Here is a 17618-nt window from a genome sequence, read left to right as displayed (position 1 = left end):
GGTTATGACAGCTCGGAGGCGAGCGCCAGATAGCGGCAAGTTTAACAAAGCGCGGCGTCAGGCGCGTCGATGACGAGGTCGGCACGCGCATGCGCGCAGCATGGCAGCAACCAGCCATCCCGTTTCTCTTCGCGCGACAGCCCGGGCCATTCGATCCGGTAGGCCACCGGCGCAGGCGCGCCGCCAGTTTTCGCCTGACACAGGCACGCTCGACAGGTGCCGTTGCGGCACAGACTTGGCAGCTTGATACCGGCGGCCAGCGCCGCGAGCAGGATCGGCATGCCGGCCGGTGCATCGAACTGCCAGCCCGACGGCACGAGCGTGACGCGATACGGCATCGGCTCGGGCGTTTCGGTCGATGGGACGGGATCGGGAAGCGAGCGGTCCAAAGGATGCAGGTTCAGAAGTGATCGGGACGGTGCGCGGCGCATCTTGCACCAACGCGCTACCATACCTCGTTCCTGCGGCTTTTTGTCGCGTCCCCGAGCCCGCCTGCGGCCGCCATCTCCGAATATCGTCCCTCATGTCCGCTGCCCCCAAGGATTGTGCTGTCTCCGGCGACGCCAATGCCGTGCGCGCCCGCCTCATTGATACGACAGGACTGGAAACGGCCCTGCATGCGTTCGCCGACGCGCGCGACTGGCACCGGTACCACACGCCGAAGAACCTTGCGATGGCGTTATCCGTCGAAGTGGCAGAGCTCGTCGAGATCTTCCAGTGGCACACGGATGCCGAGGCCAGGGCCGTCATGCAAACGAGCGAGGCCCGGCATGTCGAGCAGGAACTGGCGGATATCGCCATGTATCTCGTGCGGCTGTCGTCGGTCCTTGGTGTCGATCTGAATCGCGCCGTCGCCGAGAAGCTCGTGATGAACGCGCAGAAGTACCCGGCGCCGCAAGCGTAATGGATCACCTGCCCTTGCAATTGAGCGCCGCGCCCGCATAACGGCCACGTCCGCCCCCGAATCCGACCAGACAACACTATGTCGCAACCTTCCCACGCCTCAGAGGCATCGCAGACCCCGTCCGGCGGCGCACACGCGCACGGCAAGTCGTCGCGACGCACATTACCCGCACGTCCACGCTGGTTGATGCTCGCCATCATCGCGCTATTGCATGCCTACATCGGCTGGCGGCTGCTCACACCGCTGCCGGTCGCCCTCGGTTGGAAGGTGTTGGGTGGCGTATGGCTCGCGATGTCGACCGTCCTCATCCCGTTGGGCCTGATGAGCCGTGCGATCCAGCGAGAGCCGCTCGCGACGTTGCTGACGTGGACCGGCATGACCGCCATCGGCATTTTCTCGACGCTCTTCGTGCTCACGCTGCTGCGCGATGTCGTGCTCGGCGTGGCGATGGCCTTCTCGGCGCTCGATGAGCAACTCGTCACCCGTTCAGCCGTGATCGTGCTGGCGCTCACCGCGGTGTCGACGCTGCTGGGCTTCTACAACGCCCGCCGCCTCGCCCGTGTGGTCGAGATCGACGTCCCCATCGCCGGCCTGCCGGCGGAACTCAAGGGTTTCACGATCGTGCAATTGAGCGACATTCACGTCAGTTCGACAATTCGCCGCGGTTACATCGAAGCCATCGTCGAAGCCGCCAACGAACTCAAGCCGGATCTCGTCGCCATCACCGGCGATCTGGTCGACGGAGGCGTGCCTGCCTTACGCGAACACATCGCGCCGCTCGCGCAGCTCACCTCACGCCACGGCACCTACGTATGTACGGGCAATCATGAGTACTACTCGGGCGCGCCGGCGTGGGTCGAGGAGCTGCGGCGCATCGGTCTGACCGTGCTCGAAAACGAGCATGTGGTGCTCGCGCACGAAGGCGCATCGCTCACCGTCGCGGGCGTAACGGACTTTACGGCACACCATTTCGATCCGGAAAAGCGCAGCGACCCGCTGGCCGCCGCGGCCGGAGCCCCGGAGGGCGTGCCGCGTGTGCTGCTCGCGCATCAGCCGCGAAGCGCGCCGGCGGCGCGAGAAGCCGGCTTCGACCTGCAACTCTCCGGACACACTCACGGCGGACAATTCTGGCCGTGGATGTACTTCGTGCCGCTGCAACAGCCGTATGTCCATGGCCTGCACCGGCTTGGCCGTCTGGCGATCTATGTGAGCCGGGGCACGGGCTACTGGGGACCGCCCAAGCGGTTCGGCGCCCCCTCGGAGATCACGCGTCTGCGTCTGGTGCCGGGCACAGCCTGAGTCGCAACAGCGCATTCACGGGCAAGGGCGAGAGCCACCGTCGCGCGATGGCGCTACAATCGCCCAGCGCCAAAGGCTCGCCTTTCGCATTCCCGTTTCCGCTCTCCCGCTGCTCGCTGCCATGAAGTCACTCTTGCCCAGTTCCTTGCTTGAAACCGTTGTTGTGCGTTTGCGCGGCAAGATCCAGGGCGTCGGCTATCGTCAGGCGGCGGTGCGTGAGGGGCACCTCATCGGGGTGCGCGGCTGGGTGCAGGCGCTGCCGGAGGGCGACATCCTCGCCACGGTGCAGGGCACGCCCGATCAGGTCGACAAAATGCTCGAATGGATGCGGCACGGGCCGCCGGGCGCGCGTGTGACGGAATTTGAAAGTGAAGTGGAATACACAGGCCGCCGTTTCGACCGCTTCGAACAACTCTGACATGACCACACCGAGACCCAGCACTCGCCGCGCCATCGACAGCGATGCTGGCCGCATCGTCGCATTGCTCGCGCAACTGGGCTACGACACGCCGCTGGACATCGTTCGCCGGAACATCGCCCTGTCAGCGGCGAATGGCGACGACGCGGCCTTCGTCGCCGTCGACGAAAACGCCCGGATCGTGGGATGTATGGGATTGCACGCGCTCACCATGTTTCATCTGGCGGGGCGTCTGGGGCGCATTACTGCGTTGGTGGTGGAGGAGAATGTGCGAGGCTCGGGCGTCGGGCACGCGCTGATGGCGGCCGCTCACGCGTGGTTCAACGAGCGAGGGTGCGAGAAATTCGAAGTGACGAGCAGCGACCACCGGGTCGCCGCGCATCGCTTCTATGCGCGTCATGGCTATGCCCGTGACGGGCAACGACTTGCGCGCAAAAGCCAGACGTCTTCGCTGACTTAATTCTTGTGACGGTAGTTAATGCGGCCCTTGCTCAGGTCATAGGGCGACATTTCCAGCGTCACGCGGTCACCCGCCAGAATGCGGATGCGGTTCTTCTGCATGCGGCCGCTCGCATATGCCATCACTTCCACGCCGTTTTCGAGCGTGACGCGAAAGCGATTGTCCGGCAGCACATCCGAGACGTGTCCGCTGAATTCGATCAGTTCTTCCTTGGCCAATATCGTGTCCTCTTGAGGGTGCCGCTCGCGAGGGCGCAGCACCGGTGTTACTGAAGGTTCGTTCGCCAATACCCTCGCCGCACCCTGTCTTGGACGGAGTGCACATCGAACGCCAAAAGGAGCCTACCCGGTGGACCGGCCATGATGGCATCACGGCGCACCGAAAAGCGGCGATGGTTCGAAGGAGCAAGGCACATTGCGGCAGTGCCACAATGACGAGCAGTGCGTGTCGGGAGGGCGAAGACCCTGGGGGTCTGCGTCATCGGCACACCGCGTGATCCGGCTCGCAGGACATGGCTGTCAGCGGCGCCGATAAAGCATTTCGCGATCGTCAGGCGATGATCGGCGAATTTTCGCCGATCCCGCAAGGATACGCCTTTCTACGTCGCCCGTGGAAAAAAAATGGCGATGGCAAGCCATTTTGGAGGCTTTTGCCGTGTATTCGTGGCGCAATGCACCAACGAACGCGCCCGGCGCCGAGCTGCCAATGTGCGATTCACTCGGGGACAATGCGGGCATGACGCGCGACGAGCGCTCTACTATGCTGTAAGTACCCGTAGCCCGCAGGAGGAAGACCATGAAAACAGTCGCTCAGATCCTGAAGTCCAAATCGGCCGACACGGTGTACCAGGTGCGCCCGTCCGATTCGGTCCTCGATGCCTTGACCCTGATGGCCGAAGCGCGGATTGGCGCGGTGCTGGTCAGTGACGACGATCGCAAGATCGTCGGCATCTTCACCGAGCGCGATTACGCCCGGAAGGTCGCGCTCATGGGCCGCACCTCGGTCAACACGCCGGTTCGCGACGTAATGACCTCTGCCGTGCGCTACGTCGGCCCGGATCAGACCAACGAAGAGTGCATGTCGTTGATGACGGAACACCGCATTCGTCACCTGCCTGTCATGAAAGACGGCGAGCTGGTCGGTCTGCTGTCCATCGGCGATCTGGTCAAGGACATCATTACGGAACAGCAATTCACCATCGATCAGCTCGAGAATTACATCATGGGCGGGGGTGCCGCGCTCGCAGGCCGCACGCCGCCGCGACCAAGTTAAGCTAGCGCTCACTACCACCATACATGCCACCGGGCATCGCATCGCAATAAAACCGGCAGCGAAATCAGGGGCACGGCGCTTCATTCGAAGCGCCGTTTTTTCGAGGACATGACGCAAAGCGCCGGGACTGGTCTGCCCTATCGAGGGGCGTGTGCCAAAATGCAAACACCCCTTCCGGTATTCGACAGCCTCCATGCCAGCCCTTGTCTCTCACGCCCCTTAGCCCGCTTGACTCAACCTTCGCACGCCATGCGTCATCGATAGCCGCACGCTCATCGTCGCGCGTCGTCGACACGCGCCTGCCGCCCTACGTCTGGTGGGTCGCGATTTCGGTGCTTGCGCTGCATTGGCTGGTGTGGATTGCCGCGCCGGCGCCGCTCGCCGACCTCAGCGAGAACGGGCCCGAACGCAAGGCTATGCAGGTCACCATCGTCACACCGCCCGCGCCACGGGGTTCAGCGCTTCAGCCCCCTTCCCTTGCCGAATCGCCACGCAAAGGCGAGCCGGCATCCGCCGTGCGCACACCAGCACCACCACAGCGAATCACGTCGCCATCCGCAAAACCGGCCGAGCCGCAGGTATCGCCTGCTCCTGCGTTGAGCGCCCCGGCCCTTGACTGGCGCGCCGATATTGCACGGGAAGCTGGCGCGCCACCGGCGTCGAAAGCCTCGTCACCGGTGGCAAGCGCCGAACGCGCGGTCACTAACCAATCGCAACGGGCCACGCCGCACGATAAGCCGCCGGCTCAGGGCAACGTTGCCCAACGCGCCTTCGAGCGCGAGTTCGGGTCAGGTCAGGCGTCCGTGAGCGGCCCCCAAGCCACGCGCGAAGGCGGCAATCCGCTTGGCACCACGGAATGCATCGAAATGAACGGGAAGCGGGTATGTACACGCCAGCGCAATCTGGCCGGCGACATCGACCCTTTCATGAAGCGCGAACGCATTTTTTCGCCCGTGATGCGCTGAGTCTTCAGACGCTCAATTCACCGGGCACGCGGCGCCAGGGCGGTCACCGCAGGAGGGTGGCGAGCGCCGTTGCGGCGCCGCCACTTGTCCGCCGGCAGGCGGGCGAATCTCAGAAGTCTTCGGCGTCGACGTCGTAATTCGACGGTTCCCAGCGGATCGCCAGCAACGCCAGCAAACCAATAGCCGGAGCGATGGCGATCACCCAGAACACCTTCGTCGCGAGCGCGGCCGCGAGCACCGGGAACAGGAACAGCGAGACGGTCGAGCTGGCGCGCATGAGCGTCTGGTTGAAGCCCACGCCCACACCGCGCAGCGACGTCGGGTAGCTCAGCGATGCAAAAGTCATCGAATGTGCCCCAGGGCCGAAGCCCTGACCGAGCAGGAACAACGCGAGGAAGCCCAGCGCCCACGCGACCTGCACGGCACCGTCCGGCTTGCCGACGAGCGCAAGGCCGACGAGCGCGGTCAACTGAAACGCATAGCCGAGCACCGTCAGCTTCCACGCGCCGACCTTCGGCACCAGACGCACGCCCAGCAGGCCACCGGTAAACGCGAACAGCAGGTTCAGCGCGAGCGACATCAGAATCGTGGTGAGCATCGATTGCGCGAGGAAGCTCGCGATGATCACGGGCAGCCCGAACGCCACCGCGTTGTAAGCAAACGACGATGCCACGGCGATGATGGTCGCGAGCGTCGTGCGACGAAGATAGACCCCTTTGAGCAGCGCACCGTAGTTGCTCCACGCCGCCGGACGCTTCGGCGCTGCGCGTTCGGCGTCGGCCGCCACGACGGCGTCGATACCGTAGGAGCGCTTCAGAATCTTCGCGGCGCCTTCCAGATCGCCCTGATTCGCAGCCCACACCGGCGATTCGCTCATGTAGCGGCTGCGCACGGCAATGATCGCCAGCGCAGGAATCGCGCCGAAGCCGAGAATGATGCGCCACAACAGCGCGCTGTGCGACGACGGCAGGACCGAATAGCACAACAACACGAGCAGGTACGACGCACAGATCGCCGCGTACCAGGTTGGACACCACATCGCGACGCGCGCCGCCTTGTTGCCTCGCCCCTTGAGCTTCGAGAATTCGGCGAGGAAGGCCATCGCCACGGGCAAATCGATGCCGACCCCCAATCCCATCACGAACCGCGCTCCGGCGAGCACGTACTCGTTAGGTGCGAACGCACAGGCGATGGCGGCGATCACAAAGCACAGCATGTCGGCCATGAACACGCGATAGCGGCCGATGCGGTCGGTAAAGTAACCGCCAAGGAACGCCCCCACGATGGCGCCGAACGTGATGGCGGACGCTACCATGCCCGTCCCCGCCGGCGTGAGGTGGAATTCGCGGGTCACGTCTTTCAGGCCGAAGGCAAGCGCGCCAAGGTCGTAGGCGTCGAGGAAGACACCGCCGAGCGCGATGGCCACGATCCAGCGCGCATTCGATACGCGGGCGCCGCCCTCGTTGACGAGTTGCGCGACATCGGCAGCCGAGCGGATCACTGCGGGGCTGGCGGAGCCTTTGGCATGGGAAGCGGACGATGCCGCAGGATTCGCGTGCGCAGACGCGGCAGAAGACAAGGAGACGTCAACGGACATGATGCAGAACAGAGGAAACGGTGACAGGCCAACCAGCGCCAAAGCTCGCGATGTTACCGCTTGGTACCGAGGCATCCAAGTGCTTTCTGGTTATATGCTTAGAAGATTCTCGCGCCACATGGTGCACTTCTGAAATTTATCGGCAACAAATCGCAACAGAACACAAAAATATGGGGAATTCCACCCTTCGATTAAGCATTTACAGAGCATGGCCCCATGTCTCACCCGATGGGAATATCATCGAGGATCGCTTCGAAACGGGTTGATCGGCCGCAAACCTGCGCCTTAGCAGCGTGTGCGCCATTACAAACGCTTACCTTTTCTTACAGCACAAAGGTCTGCGGAACCCTACATTCCGCGTCGTGGTCGCAATAGATGCGTCACATTGTGCGTAACATCACCCGAAGCGGTGACGGCGCATTCACCTCACGCTCACGAGGACGAACCAAAATGAACATCAAAGCACTTACGGGAATCAGCGCGGCACTGGCCGCCGTTATGTTGGCTGGCTGCGTTGCACCGGGCCCGCAGTATGGGTATCAGCAACCGGGCTACCAGCAAGGCTATCAACAGCCGGGGTATCAGCAGGGTTACCAGCAACCGCCCCAACAACAGCAGCAGATTCCGGGTGCGCTCTACGGCCGTGTCGAATCGATTGAACAAATGAACGGCGCCAATAACAGTCCGAACATTCTCGGGACGGTGCTCGGCGGCGCAGCCGGCGGCCTGCTCGGCAACACGATGGGCGGCGGACGCGGACGCACTGCCACCACCATCGGCGGTGCCGTGATCGGTGCCATCGCGGGCAACCGCATCGAGAACGGCATGGGCCAACCGAACGTGCTATACCGCATCACGGTGCGTCTGGATGACGGGCGCGTCGCGACGGTCACGCAAGCGCCGCCGCTGCGTGTTCAGCAAGGCCAGCGCGCTGCCGTCGCGAACGATACGGTGTATCCGTACTGATCGAGACCGAAAGCAAACGAACGCCCGCCGGCTTTTCCCCGGCGGGCGTTTTTATTTTCTGGGCAGACAATGCGGGTCCGGGGGGACGTCGGGGGGACGGAGAAGGGCGACAATCGCCGGCCTGCGCGTTCATACGCAAAGCGAATTTGGCCTGATAAGATACGCGCGACCATCGGAGGGCTCTCGCCGTTCCGGAACTTTGTCGAGACCGTCAGTTACCGCTACCCTTCGAATTCCGTCATGTCGACCCAGACGACCTACCACCATCGGCTTTTCATGGCGATGGTCGGCGGCTTCAGCGCCGTGCTCAACGCGAGCGCGTTCTTCACCGTCCTTCAGCTCAACGGACAAAACCCCTACACTCCCCTCGGTCTGACACTCGTCGGCGCTTTGGGCATAGCAGCGTTCATCGTCTTCGCACGTTTCCATCTGCTGGCAAGTGCTCGCAATGTCGGGTGGATGCTCGGACGCGGCGCCATGCGCTGGTGCCGGCTGCTGCTAACGACGATTGTCCTGCTGTTTCTGACGTACGAGCGCACCGAACACGTGCGCATGATGGTGGCTGAGTGGGCGCTGCTGGCGTTGCCGATGCAGATGATCGGCCTGGCCGTCCTGCGCGGCATGGCACACAGCATCAACAACGCTCCCGGCAATCAGCGACGCGCCGCGTTCTTCGGTCTCGGACCGGAGGCGCGCAGACTGCATATGCGGCTGCGCCGCTCGCCGATTCTCGGCATCCAGGTCTCGGGCTACTACAACGACACGCCGGTCACGCCGGAAGACGGCGAAGTGCTACCGCCCTACCTCGGCCGTTACGCAGACGCAGCGGCACGCATCCAGGCCAACGATTACGAGATCGTCTTCATCGCCATCGGACAACAGGACAACAAGGAACTCACCAGCGACATCGTCAACCGTTTGTACGATTCGACGGCCGCCATCTACCTGCTGCCCGAATTCCGCTTCCCGGGCGACCTGCCGATGACCAGCACGGACCTGGCGGGGGTTCCGCTGCTTGCGCTGCACGACGTCACCGTGCAGGGCCTGCTGCGCATGATCAAGCGCGCCATCGACCTTGTGGGCGCGACAGTGCTCCTGTTGTTGCTGAGTCCGGTGATGATCGCGATTGCCATCGCCGTGCGACTCGATTCGCCTGGCCCGATTCTCTTCCGTCAACGTCGCTACGGCGAACGTGGCGAACCGATCATCGTGCGCAAATTCCGCTCGATGCGTGTCGAGCAGCCTGACGATGCTGCCGCCGCCGCGACGGGCGGATTGCGTCAGGCCCACGCAGGCGACAGCCGTATTACGCCGCTCGGCAAGCATCTGCGCCGCACATCGCTCGATGAGCTGCCCCAATTGTTCGATGTACTAAGCGGATCGATGAGCCTCGTCGGTCCCCGTCCGCATGCTGAAGAGCACAACGAAATGTACCGGCGGGTCATCCCCGGCTACATGCTGCGTCATAGTGTCAAACCGGGCATCACGGGATGGGCGCAGATCAATGGCCTGCGCGGAGAGACTGACACGCCCGACAAGATGCGCATGCGTGTGGAGTACGACCGTTACTACATCACCCACTGGTCGCTGTGGCTCGACATCAAGATCCTGCTCAAGACGATTCCCGTGATGGTGACGGGACGCAACGCCATCTGAGCGGCATAACTTACCGCTCGCGCGAGGCGTCCTTCATGGAGACATCACGCAGACGGACGTCCCTCGCGGGCGAAGGTGCGCCACTGCCGCCAGCAGATGCCGATGAAGCGGCGATCGTCGACAAGATAGCGCCGCCACATCCGGCCTGGGTCCTGCATGATGCGGAAGACCCACTCGAAGCCCGTGCGCTGCATCCAGGCGGGCGCACGCTTCTGCATGCCGGCCGCGAATTCGATGGCCGCGCCAACGCACAACATCACACCGCCCGGCATCGTGCCCGCGTAAGCCATCGCCCAACGCTCCTGCTTCGGCATGCCAAGGCACACGAAGATGAGGTCAGGCGCGGCCGCACGAACGCGTTGTGCGATCTCCTGCCCTTCCGGTCCGGTCGGATCGAATGTCATCGAGGGGATCATCACCGTGAAGTCGAGTCCCGGGAAGCGTCGCGAAAGCCCTTCAGTCAACTGCGCCTCCTGCCCCGGCCGCCCGCCGACGAAAATCGCACGGCGTCCCGATGCACGTGCCCTGTCGCACAGCGCGGGCAGCAGATCGGCCCCGGTCACGCGCCCCGGCAACGGCATGCCGAAGAGACGGCTCGCCCAGATGATGGGCATACCGTCGGCGAACAGGTAGTCGGCCTTACGGTATTGCTGCTTGAACTCGGGCTGCGTATCGAGCCGCACGATGTGATCGACGTTCGGTGTCACCACGATGCGCGCCCGTCCGTCGCGTTGTGCAGCAGCCTTTGCGAGCACGTCGACTGCCGTGTCGAACGGTACGGCTGCAATATTCAATCCGAACAGCGAGATGCTCGGCTCGAAGCGATCGCGCACGGCAGTGTCCGGTGCTGCTTTCAGATCGGTGTCGCAGGTCATGACTTATCGTATTCCTGTCGCCCGGCGGTGCCGGATACGTTCGATGGCAGGCACGATAGTAGCAGCGTGTCCGCGGTACGTCAGCGACACTTTTCGCTACGTCGTGCGCACACACCGTTAAAAGTTGTGATCCCGACATTACGGATCGGCTACCATCGCAGCGGCTACATGTCCCGCCCCGTTGCCCTCATTTCTCCTTTTACCGCTAGCTACGCTGCCGGTTGCTGCGCACGATGATCCTCGACGCCAACGACATTCCTTCCGGTACTTGCCTGCAAGCCGACCTGTGCATCGCAGGTGCCGGCGCCGCCGGCATTACGCTTGCCCTTGCGCTGGAAGCGAGCGGGCTCGACGTGATCCTGCTCGAGAGCGGCGGCGACGCACCGGAGCCGGCCGTCCAGCAACTCTATGCGGGCACCGTTGCCGACGCGCGGCTTCATCCCCCCGCCGACAGCTACCGGGTCCGCCGCTTCGGCGGGTCGACCACCCTGTGGGGCGGACGCTGCATGCCGCTCGACGCCATCGACTTCGAAACACGCGACTACATACCGCACAGCGGCTGGCCCATCGGGTTGAACGACCTGCTGCCGTGGTACGGTCAGGCTAACGCGTTGTGTGAAGCTGGCGAGTTCGCCTACACCGCGGAACAGGCGTTCCCGAGGCCATCCCACCCTTCCCCCCCGATGATCGGCAACTTCGACAGCGATGTGTTTTCGACGAACACGCTGGAGCGGTTTAGTTGTCCGACGGATTTTGGCGGCCGTTACCGAAACCGTCTGGCCAAGGGACGCGTTCGCGTCGTACAGCACGCCAACCTCTGTCATCTGCCGATGCGCGAAGGAAACACACGCCTCGTCGGCCCGGCCGACGTGCGAACGCTCAATGGCAACACGTTCACCGTTGCCGCGCGTGCCTACGTGCTCGCCACCGGTGGCCTCGAAGTGCCCCGTCTGCTGTTGAGCAGCCCGGGTGTGAGCGGCCGGGGCCTCGGGAACGCGCATGACGTCGTGGGCCGCTATTACATGAGTCATCTCGCCGGGACCATCGGCACGATCGACCTTTCGAAGGCGACATCGGTCTGGCATGGCTACGACGTATCGGACGAGGGCATTTATTGCCGTCGTCGTCTGGCGCTGCGCCCGCAAGCACAGCACGACCTTCACGCGGGCAATTTCATCGCCCGCCTGCACCATCCGCGTATTCCCGACGCCGGACATGGCAACGGCATTCTCTCGGCGCTGTATCTGGCAAGACCGATCGTGCCGTACGAATACGCAAAACGCCTTTATGGCGATGCCCCCGGAGGCGTCGGCAACTGGCTTGCGCATGCACGCAATGTCATCACGGACGTGCCGAACACCGTGCGCTTCCTCACCCATTGGCTGTCGCACCGAACGCTGGCGGCGCGGAAATTCCCGTCCGTGATCGTGCGCCCGGCCAACCTTCGTTTCAGTCTGGATTTTCATGCCGAGCAGGTGCCCAACGCCGATAGCCGCGTGACACTGGGTGACGAAGCGGATGCGCTGGGCATGCGCCGTATCCACATCGACTGGCGCTACACGCCGCAGGATATCGCCACCGTTACGCGCGCCCTGGCCGCGCTTGCGCAGGAAATCGAACGCACGGGCGTCGGCCACTTCTCGTACGACCCCGCTCAGGTGGAAACCGAAATGACGCGCTACGGCGCCTACGGCGGCCACCATATCGGCACTGCGCGCATGGGCGACGATCCCCTGAGCAGCGTGGTCAATGCTGATAGCCGGTTGCACGAGGCCGACAACGTGTTCATCGCGGGCGCGGCGGTCTTCCCGACGTCCGGTCAGGCGAACCCCACCTTGAGCATTGTGGCGCTGGCGCTGCGGCTTGCAGACCATCTGCAATGTCGGGCGGACCTGTCCGCTCTGCCCCTGCCGACAGCTTCGACGCCGCCCCTCCCATCCACCTCTACGTGAGTTCGCACGCCTCATGAAAGCCCGCATCCTCGTCACCGGCGCGACCGGTTTCATCGGCCGCCACGTCGTCAAGGCACTCGCTGCCACCGACTGGGCCGAACCGATCGCGGCCTCCCGCCGCGCCGGCCTCGGCCTACGCGCTGTCGACGCGCTCAGCGCATCCTCGTTGGGCGCAGCACTCGCCGATGCCGACGGTTTGGTGAACTGCGTTGCCGGGTCGCCGGAGACGATTGTCGCCAACGCGCGCGCGCTGCGTGCTGCGCTCGATGCGCGCAGCACGCCGCTACCGGTGGTGTATTTCAGCTCGATGGCAGTGTATGGCACGGCCGAGGGCCGGATCGACGAGACCGCTGCGCTCGCCGGGGCGAGCCCTTACGGCATGGCGAAGGTGGAGGCCGAGCAAGCGCTCACGGGCCTGCCGATGGTCTCGGTGTTGCGCCCGGGCTGTGTCTATGGCGGCGGCAGCCCGCAGTGGTCGGAGCGCATTGCCGAACTGCTGCGCGCGGGCCGCCTCGGCGATCTCGGCGCGGCCGGCGATGCGCACAGCAATCTGGTTCACGTCGACAATGTCGTCACCGCCGCGCTCAAGGCGCTGCGCCAACCCGAAGCGGGCGGCCGGGCGTACAACCTCGCCATGGCGAACGCACCACGCTGGAACGAGTATTTCACCGCCTACGCGATGGCGTTGGGGGCCACGCCCGTCAAGCGCATTGGCGCACGACGTCTGAAGATCGAAACGAAAGTGATCGCCCCAGCGCTCAAGATTGCCGAGATTGCGGGCCGCAAGATTGGCCTGAAAGGGTTGCCGCCGCCGCTGCCGCCGTCACTGGCCCGCCTCTGGCAACAAGACATTTGCCTCGATGCCGGCTTGGCGGAGAAGACCTTCGATTTGACGTGGACGCCGTGGCGCGAGGCCATTCGGGCGGAAGCGGCACGGTCCTGATCAACGACGGGCAACGCGTCCCGCCGTCCAACGCCAGAGCGTAGTGAACGGTGACACGCCGAGCAATCGGCGTGCCGCCCACGCGGCGGCGGCACCGTTGACAGTAATGGCGAGCGACGCCGCCACCGACGCCCCGACGCTCCCGCCAAGTGGGGTTAGCACAGCAAGGCACAGCAACAGCACGCCGACAGATACCACGTTGATGCGCATGAGCGCGCGCGTGTGGGCTGTCATACCCAGCAGTTCGGGCATGGCGGTGAAGCAGGCCGCGGCCATCTGTCCCAGCGCCAGCACGCGCAACGCGCTCGCGCCATCGTCATAACCGTGACCGAACAGTCCCAGCAGATGCTGCGGCACGAGCAGCATGCCCAAGGTCACCGGCAGCGCCAGACACAGCACCAGTCCGATGGCCTGCGCAGCACTGCGCTCGAGCCCGGGCAGGTCCTGACGGGCATAGAGGCTCGCGAATCGCGGCGCGGCCATTCCGGTCACACCGCTGATCAGAATGTTGACGACCAGCGCCAGACGCCACGCGAGCGCAAAGAGCCCCGTCTCACGTGAGGTGGCGACAATGCCGAGGACGATGGCGGGTGCCGACGTAATCAGTAGCTTGGTGAGTTCCAGCGAGAAAAGCGAGAGACCGGGCTTCAACAGCCCCGGGAGAGGACCATGCGGCGCACCTGCGGGAATCTCGCGCAGGAACCGTTGCAGCAACACGGCGCCGGCAATCGCCGCGAGCGTAAAGCTGGCTGCGATCAGGACCAGCGCATTCGCCACTGTCAGGTGCTGCGTGACCACCAGCGGGATGACCGCCACGCAGAAAATCGCCGGCCAGAGCCACGAGTAGATCATCTGGCTATAGCCCACACGCTGCAATCCGGCGAGCGCCCCCGCGAGCGCCGCGCCCACATTTTGCGGAACGAACGAGAGCGCGCCCAGCATGAGCGGCACCGCCAGCTCAGGCTTTCTCAGCACATCGTTGGCGAATAGCGACGCCCCTGCCGCCAGCAAGACGGACACCGCCACCGACGCGATGAAGACCCGCCCCAATGCGCGTCGAATGGCAGGACGAACGGCGCCGGACTGCCCTGACGCGACATCCATCGCCAATTGCCGCGTCAGCGCCTGATCGATGCCCAACCGCCCGAAGCCCGCGAGCGCCACCATCGTGCTGAACACGATGTAGAAGTTGCCGGTATCGACAACGCCGAGCGCCGCCGCAACCAGGAGGTGAAAACCGTAGCGACTGGGAAGGTCCAGCAAGCGAACGCCGAGACTGATCACGCTGCCGCGAATCATCGAAGCGCCCGTCTTGCCGGGCGAGGTGCGCGTATCCGTCATGTCACTTGGCCGGCTTGCGCAACACGAAGAGCATGATGCTCTGTGGCGGCAGATCGGCACGCAGTTCGCCGCCGGAATAGGTGGCGTCCGGTTGACGCGTCAATTGATTGTCCGCCAATCGCCAGACCTCCCCGGTCCCCGTTTGCCCAAAGTTCGCCAGCGAGATCGTGGCCTGCGCGGCCCGATCGAGTTGCTTGTTGATCACGACGACGGTCAAGGCGCCGTCCTTCTCACGCAACGCTGCAAACGCCGAGACCGTATCGGGATCGGGGACGGTGGCGGCGACGCTGGTCGAACCGAACTCCCCGCCATTTCCGTCGTAATTGCGATACAGCTTGATCGCCTTGTAGACCGGCATCGACGGATCGAGCGTGCCCCAGCGGGTGGCCATGTCCAGCCCTTCCCGTCCGAAGATGCCCAGAATGTCGGCCTGCGCCGTCGCCCCGTTCATGCGGGTATCCGCGCCCCAGTTGTACTCGGTGAGCGCGATGGGCGTGCCCGGGTAGTAGTAGGTGTCGACCCACTGGCGCATCATCGGAATCAGCGCGACCACGCTGTTGATCCACGTCGGGTCCTTGTAATTCGGGTCCCACAGGTTGCGCGTGGAGCGGTTGCGCATGAGCGCGATCTCCGGTGAATTGCCGTTGGCCGGCTCCTCGTACTCTTTGCTCTGCGGGTAGAAGTGCAGACTGAAGACGTCGACCGGACGACCTGCCTTCTTCCACTGCGTGAGCAGCCACGGGATATAGGGCATGCCGCCGGTCTCGTGCTGACGGTCCGGTGCCTGCGCGTAGCCATGCTTGATCGAATACTGCTGGTCGAACCCGCTGTACAGATAACCGTTCCAGCCCCATTCTTCCGGCGCGAGCACCTTGGCGCCCGGGTCAGCGGCCTTCACCGCGCGCGAATAAGCGATCACTTTCGCGGCAATTTCGCTCGCGTGCGCACCAACCGGGTGCGAATTGTTGTGAATCAGTTGCCACAGGCTCGGCTCGTTATCCATGGCGTAGTACCGCACGCCACCCGCACGTGCCGGTCCGAACTGCTGGACCAGCGCCGTGACTCGCGCCTGCTGGCTTGCCGGATCGTCGCGCATCGTGGCGTCGTCCGGATCGTTGACGACGGGTGTGCCGTCTCGCAGGATGCCGTTGCCCGCGTCGGTCATGCCATCGACGTCGTAATTCTGTTGCGGGCCGTACTTGGCAATCGAGAAGCTGGCCAGCCGCTCGCGGGCGCGTGAGAGTATGGCCACGCGCCCCAGCATCGAAATAGTGATGATGGGGGTTGCACCACCGGCCTGCGTCAACCCGACAAACCGGTCGCCGAACTGGTCATTGATGTCGGCCGGATTCACCGGCAGGCTTTCGTAATACCAGTCCCGGCCCGCGTTGCGAGCGTCGAGCCGCCAGTTATAGGCAGACGCACTGTTGCCCCCCGAGCGATTGAGCGGCGCGCGCAAGTCCTGCAGCATCGCCGTCGTACCGAAATTGATGCCGTAGATCAGCGGATTGATCGGATGACGATTCGCGGCCGCATCCACCGCGATCGCTACCGGCAGCGGTGCGCCAGGGGTCGCTTTCGTGCAGGCTGCGCATGACAGCAGCACGGCCGCGCCCATCAGTCGAATCAGATTGGAACACGCACTACGGCGCGGCAACACGCGCATGGAAACTCCGGGGATCTGCACGATTGTCGAAACCGCCTGCACGCCAGATGTACGCGAATATCGCCAGAATGACGGCGGTCTCGCCTGGCGCAAGCGTTGGGGGGTAAAAGAACGAGGCCAGCAGCACAAAGACCAGATAGTCGTAGAGCGCGCCAAGGAAGTCGTCTTCGACTTCCGCACGCAAACGCCGGTAGAAAAACAAGCCCCGCAGTTGCAAGCCCAGAATGATCAGCGCGCCGATCAGGCCGAACTCGAACACGATCCCCAGCCAGGTAATGTCCGCCAGGAAGAAAAAATGGTGGAAGTAGGTCGTGAGGGTATCGCCGCTCGCGGGACTGATGGTGCCCACGCCTAACAGCCAGCGCATCGAATCGTCACCGAGGAAGCGCGTCGCCAATTGGGCCGAAATGCGACGGGTGTCGAAACCGGTTTCGGTTCCTGCGCTGAAAACGGTCGCCAGATACCCCATCGAAAAGATACTTGCCAGCACGACAGGCGCCACGATCAGCAACCCGATACGTGCACGCGGACGCGCCCACACGAACGTGTTGATGACCAGCACTCCCATGACGCCAATCGCCAGTGCGCGCGACTTCACGATCAGCAGCGCAACGGCCAGCCCAATAAGCGCTCCAACGAGGTACCCGAGATGGCGTTCGAAAAACGCGCGGCGATAACAAAAGAACAGCAGGATGAACGGGAAATACATCGACATCCGGATGCGATGCCCGCGGCTGTCGCTGGTGAAGAACGGCGCCTGACCGAAAACGTAGGTTTCCTTGTACCAACTCGCGGGCACCACGATCCACATGACGATCAGTGCGCCGACGACGACCGCGCCCAGGATCACGAAGCTGCGGCCCAGCTCATTGAGCGTCGGTTTGAGTATCAGGAGCAGCGCCAGAAACGAGAAGAAATACAGGATCGGCAGCAGCTTCACCTGCGCCGTGATGCTGACGAAGACACTCTCGTGGAAATAGATGACGGCGGCGAAGCTCGGCACCAGAAGCAGCCAGGCGAAGCTCAGCAGCACCTGCCGGGTCATTGGGAAACGCGGCTGACTGCCCAGTCGCAACACCAGCGGCAGCGTGAGGATGGGGAACGCCTTCGACAGCGCCCACAGCGGATACAGCGCCGTAATGTAGTGGAAGGTCTGACCGAACAGCGGCAAGAGCACCACCAGACAGCCGACGACAAAGGTGCGCGGCAAGTCACCCGCGAAGACGGGCGGCAATTCGTCCGTCACATCGCCGGGGGCGGCGGATTTCATTTCGAGGGTTTGCTGCCCGGCTGTCACGAAGTGG

17 protein-coding genes are annotated in these 17618 nt (G+C 63.8%); 10 read left to right on the top strand and 7 right to left on the bottom strand.

Annotated elements, in window-relative coordinates:
* Positions 1–41: 41 nt before the first annotated feature.
* Positions 42–338, bottom strand: a complete 297-nt coding sequence (locus PBR20603_RS20210) for a 2Fe-2S iron-sulfur cluster-binding protein (protein ID WP_150561317.1) — start codon at positions 336–338, stop codon at positions 42–44.
* 185 nt (positions 339–523) lie between these two features.
* Here PBR20603_RS20210 and PBR20603_RS20205 point away from each other — a divergent pair, with 185 nt between their 5' ends.
* The 4 genes from PBR20603_RS20205 (at position 524) to PBR20603_RS20190 (ending at position 3081) form a co-directional block, all read left to right on the top strand.
* Positions 524–904: a nucleotide pyrophosphohydrolase gene (locus tag PBR20603_RS20205; RefSeq protein ID WP_150561239.1), complete on the top strand. Its 381-nt coding sequence runs from the start codon at positions 524–526 to the stop codon at positions 902–904.
* Between the two features lie 186 nt (positions 905–1090).
* Positions 1091–2203 carry a metallophosphoesterase gene (locus PBR20603_RS20200; protein WP_150561316.1) on the top strand — a complete coding sequence of 371 codons (1113 nt, stop codon included), beginning with the start codon at positions 1091–1093 and terminating at the stop codon, positions 2201–2203.
* A 121-nt stretch (positions 2204–2324) separates the two neighbouring features.
* Positions 2325–2621: an acylphosphatase gene (locus PBR20603_RS20195; protein WP_150561238.1), complete on the top strand. Its 297-nt coding sequence runs from the start codon at positions 2325–2327 to the stop codon at positions 2619–2621.
* A 1-nt stretch (position 2622) separates the two neighbouring features.
* Positions 2623–3081 carry a GNAT family N-acetyltransferase gene (locus PBR20603_RS20190; RefSeq protein WP_150561237.1) on the top strand — a complete coding sequence of 153 codons (459 nt, stop codon included), beginning with the start codon at positions 2623–2625 and terminating at the stop codon, positions 3079–3081.
* Here PBR20603_RS20190 and infA read toward each other — a convergent pair.
* Entirely contained in the window at positions 3078–3299 is a 222-nt protein-coding gene (gene infA / locus PBR20603_RS20185) for a translation initiation factor IF-1 (RefSeq protein ID WP_010808709.1), read from the bottom strand. The genes PBR20603_RS20190 and infA overlap by 4 nt on opposite strands.
* A 577-nt stretch (positions 3300–3876) precedes the next feature.
* Here infA and PBR20603_RS20180 point away from each other — a divergent pair.
* The gene (locus tag PBR20603_RS20180; protein WP_150561236.1) at positions 3877–4353 is read left to right on the top strand and encodes a CBS domain-containing protein; all 477 of its coding nucleotides are present in this window, start codon (positions 3877–3879) and stop codon (positions 4351–4353) included.
* 203 nt (positions 4354–4556) lie between these two features.
* Positions 4557–5318, top strand: coding sequence for a hypothetical protein (locus PBR20603_RS20175; protein WP_150561235.1), 762 nt, complete (start codon positions 4557–4559; stop codon positions 5316–5318).
* A gap of 109 nt (positions 5319–5427) precedes the next feature.
* Here the strand turns inward: PBR20603_RS20175 and PBR20603_RS20170 are convergent, their stop codons facing one another.
* Entirely contained in the window at positions 5428–6915 is a 1488-nt protein-coding gene (locus PBR20603_RS20170) for an MFS transporter (protein WP_150561234.1), read from the bottom strand.
* Positions 6916–7365: 450 nt separating this feature from the next.
* Between PBR20603_RS20170 and PBR20603_RS20165 the strand changes: the two genes are divergently transcribed.
* Entirely contained in the window at positions 7366–7881 is a 516-nt protein-coding gene (locus tag PBR20603_RS20165; RefSeq protein WP_150561233.1) for an outer membrane lipoprotein, read from the top strand.
* Between the two features lie 240 nt (positions 7882–8121).
* Positions 8122–9537 (top strand): undecaprenyl-phosphate glucose phosphotransferase, encoded by a 1416-nt coding sequence (locus tag PBR20603_RS20160; protein WP_246174874.1) that lies wholly within the window; start codon positions 8122–8124, stop codon positions 9535–9537.
* Between the two features lie 44 nt (positions 9538–9581).
* Here the strand turns inward: PBR20603_RS20160 and PBR20603_RS20155 are convergent, their stop codons facing one another.
* Complete coding sequence (locus tag PBR20603_RS20155) at positions 9582–10412, bottom strand: WecB/TagA/CpsF family glycosyltransferase (RefSeq protein WP_150561232.1); 831 nt, start codon at positions 10410–10412, stop codon at positions 9582–9584.
* A gap of 233 nt (positions 10413–10645) precedes the next feature.
* Here PBR20603_RS20155 and PBR20603_RS20150 point away from each other — a divergent pair, with 233 nt between their 5' ends.
* Positions 10646–12364 (top strand): FAD-dependent oxidoreductase, encoded by a 1719-nt coding sequence (locus PBR20603_RS20150; protein WP_150561231.1) that lies wholly within the window; start codon positions 10646–10648, stop codon positions 12362–12364.
* Between the two features lie 13 nt (positions 12365–12377).
* Positions 12378–13307, top strand: a complete 930-nt coding sequence (locus PBR20603_RS20145) for an NAD-dependent epimerase/dehydratase family protein (RefSeq protein WP_150561230.1) — start codon at positions 12378–12380, stop codon at positions 13305–13307.
* On the opposite strand, the gene PBR20603_RS20140 is transcribed toward PBR20603_RS20145, so the two are convergent.
* Genes PBR20603_RS20140 through PBR20603_RS20130 form a run of 3 tightly spaced genes read right to left on the bottom strand, consistent with a single transcriptional unit; the run spans position 13308 to position 17584 of the window.
* Positions 13308–14648 (bottom strand): oligosaccharide flippase family protein, encoded by a 1341-nt coding sequence (locus PBR20603_RS20140; protein WP_246174872.1) that lies wholly within the window; start codon positions 14646–14648, stop codon positions 13308–13310.
* Between the two features lies 1 nt (position 14649).
* Entirely contained in the window at positions 14650–16314 is a 1665-nt protein-coding gene (locus tag PBR20603_RS20135) for a glycoside hydrolase family 44 protein (protein WP_150561229.1), read from the bottom strand.
* Complete coding sequence (locus PBR20603_RS20130) at positions 16292–17584, bottom strand: hypothetical protein (protein WP_150561228.1); 1293 nt, start codon at positions 17582–17584, stop codon at positions 16292–16294. Before PBR20603_RS20130 ends, PBR20603_RS20135 begins: the two co-directional genes overlap by 23 nt.
* Positions 17585–17618: the final 34 nt, after the last annotated feature.

This window comes from Pandoraea bronchicola, from assembly GCF_902459805.1.
GTDB lineage: Bacteria > Pseudomonadota > Gammaproteobacteria > Burkholderiales > Burkholderiaceae > Pandoraea > Pandoraea bronchicola.
This window is presented reverse-complemented; position numbering and strand designations above follow the sequence as displayed.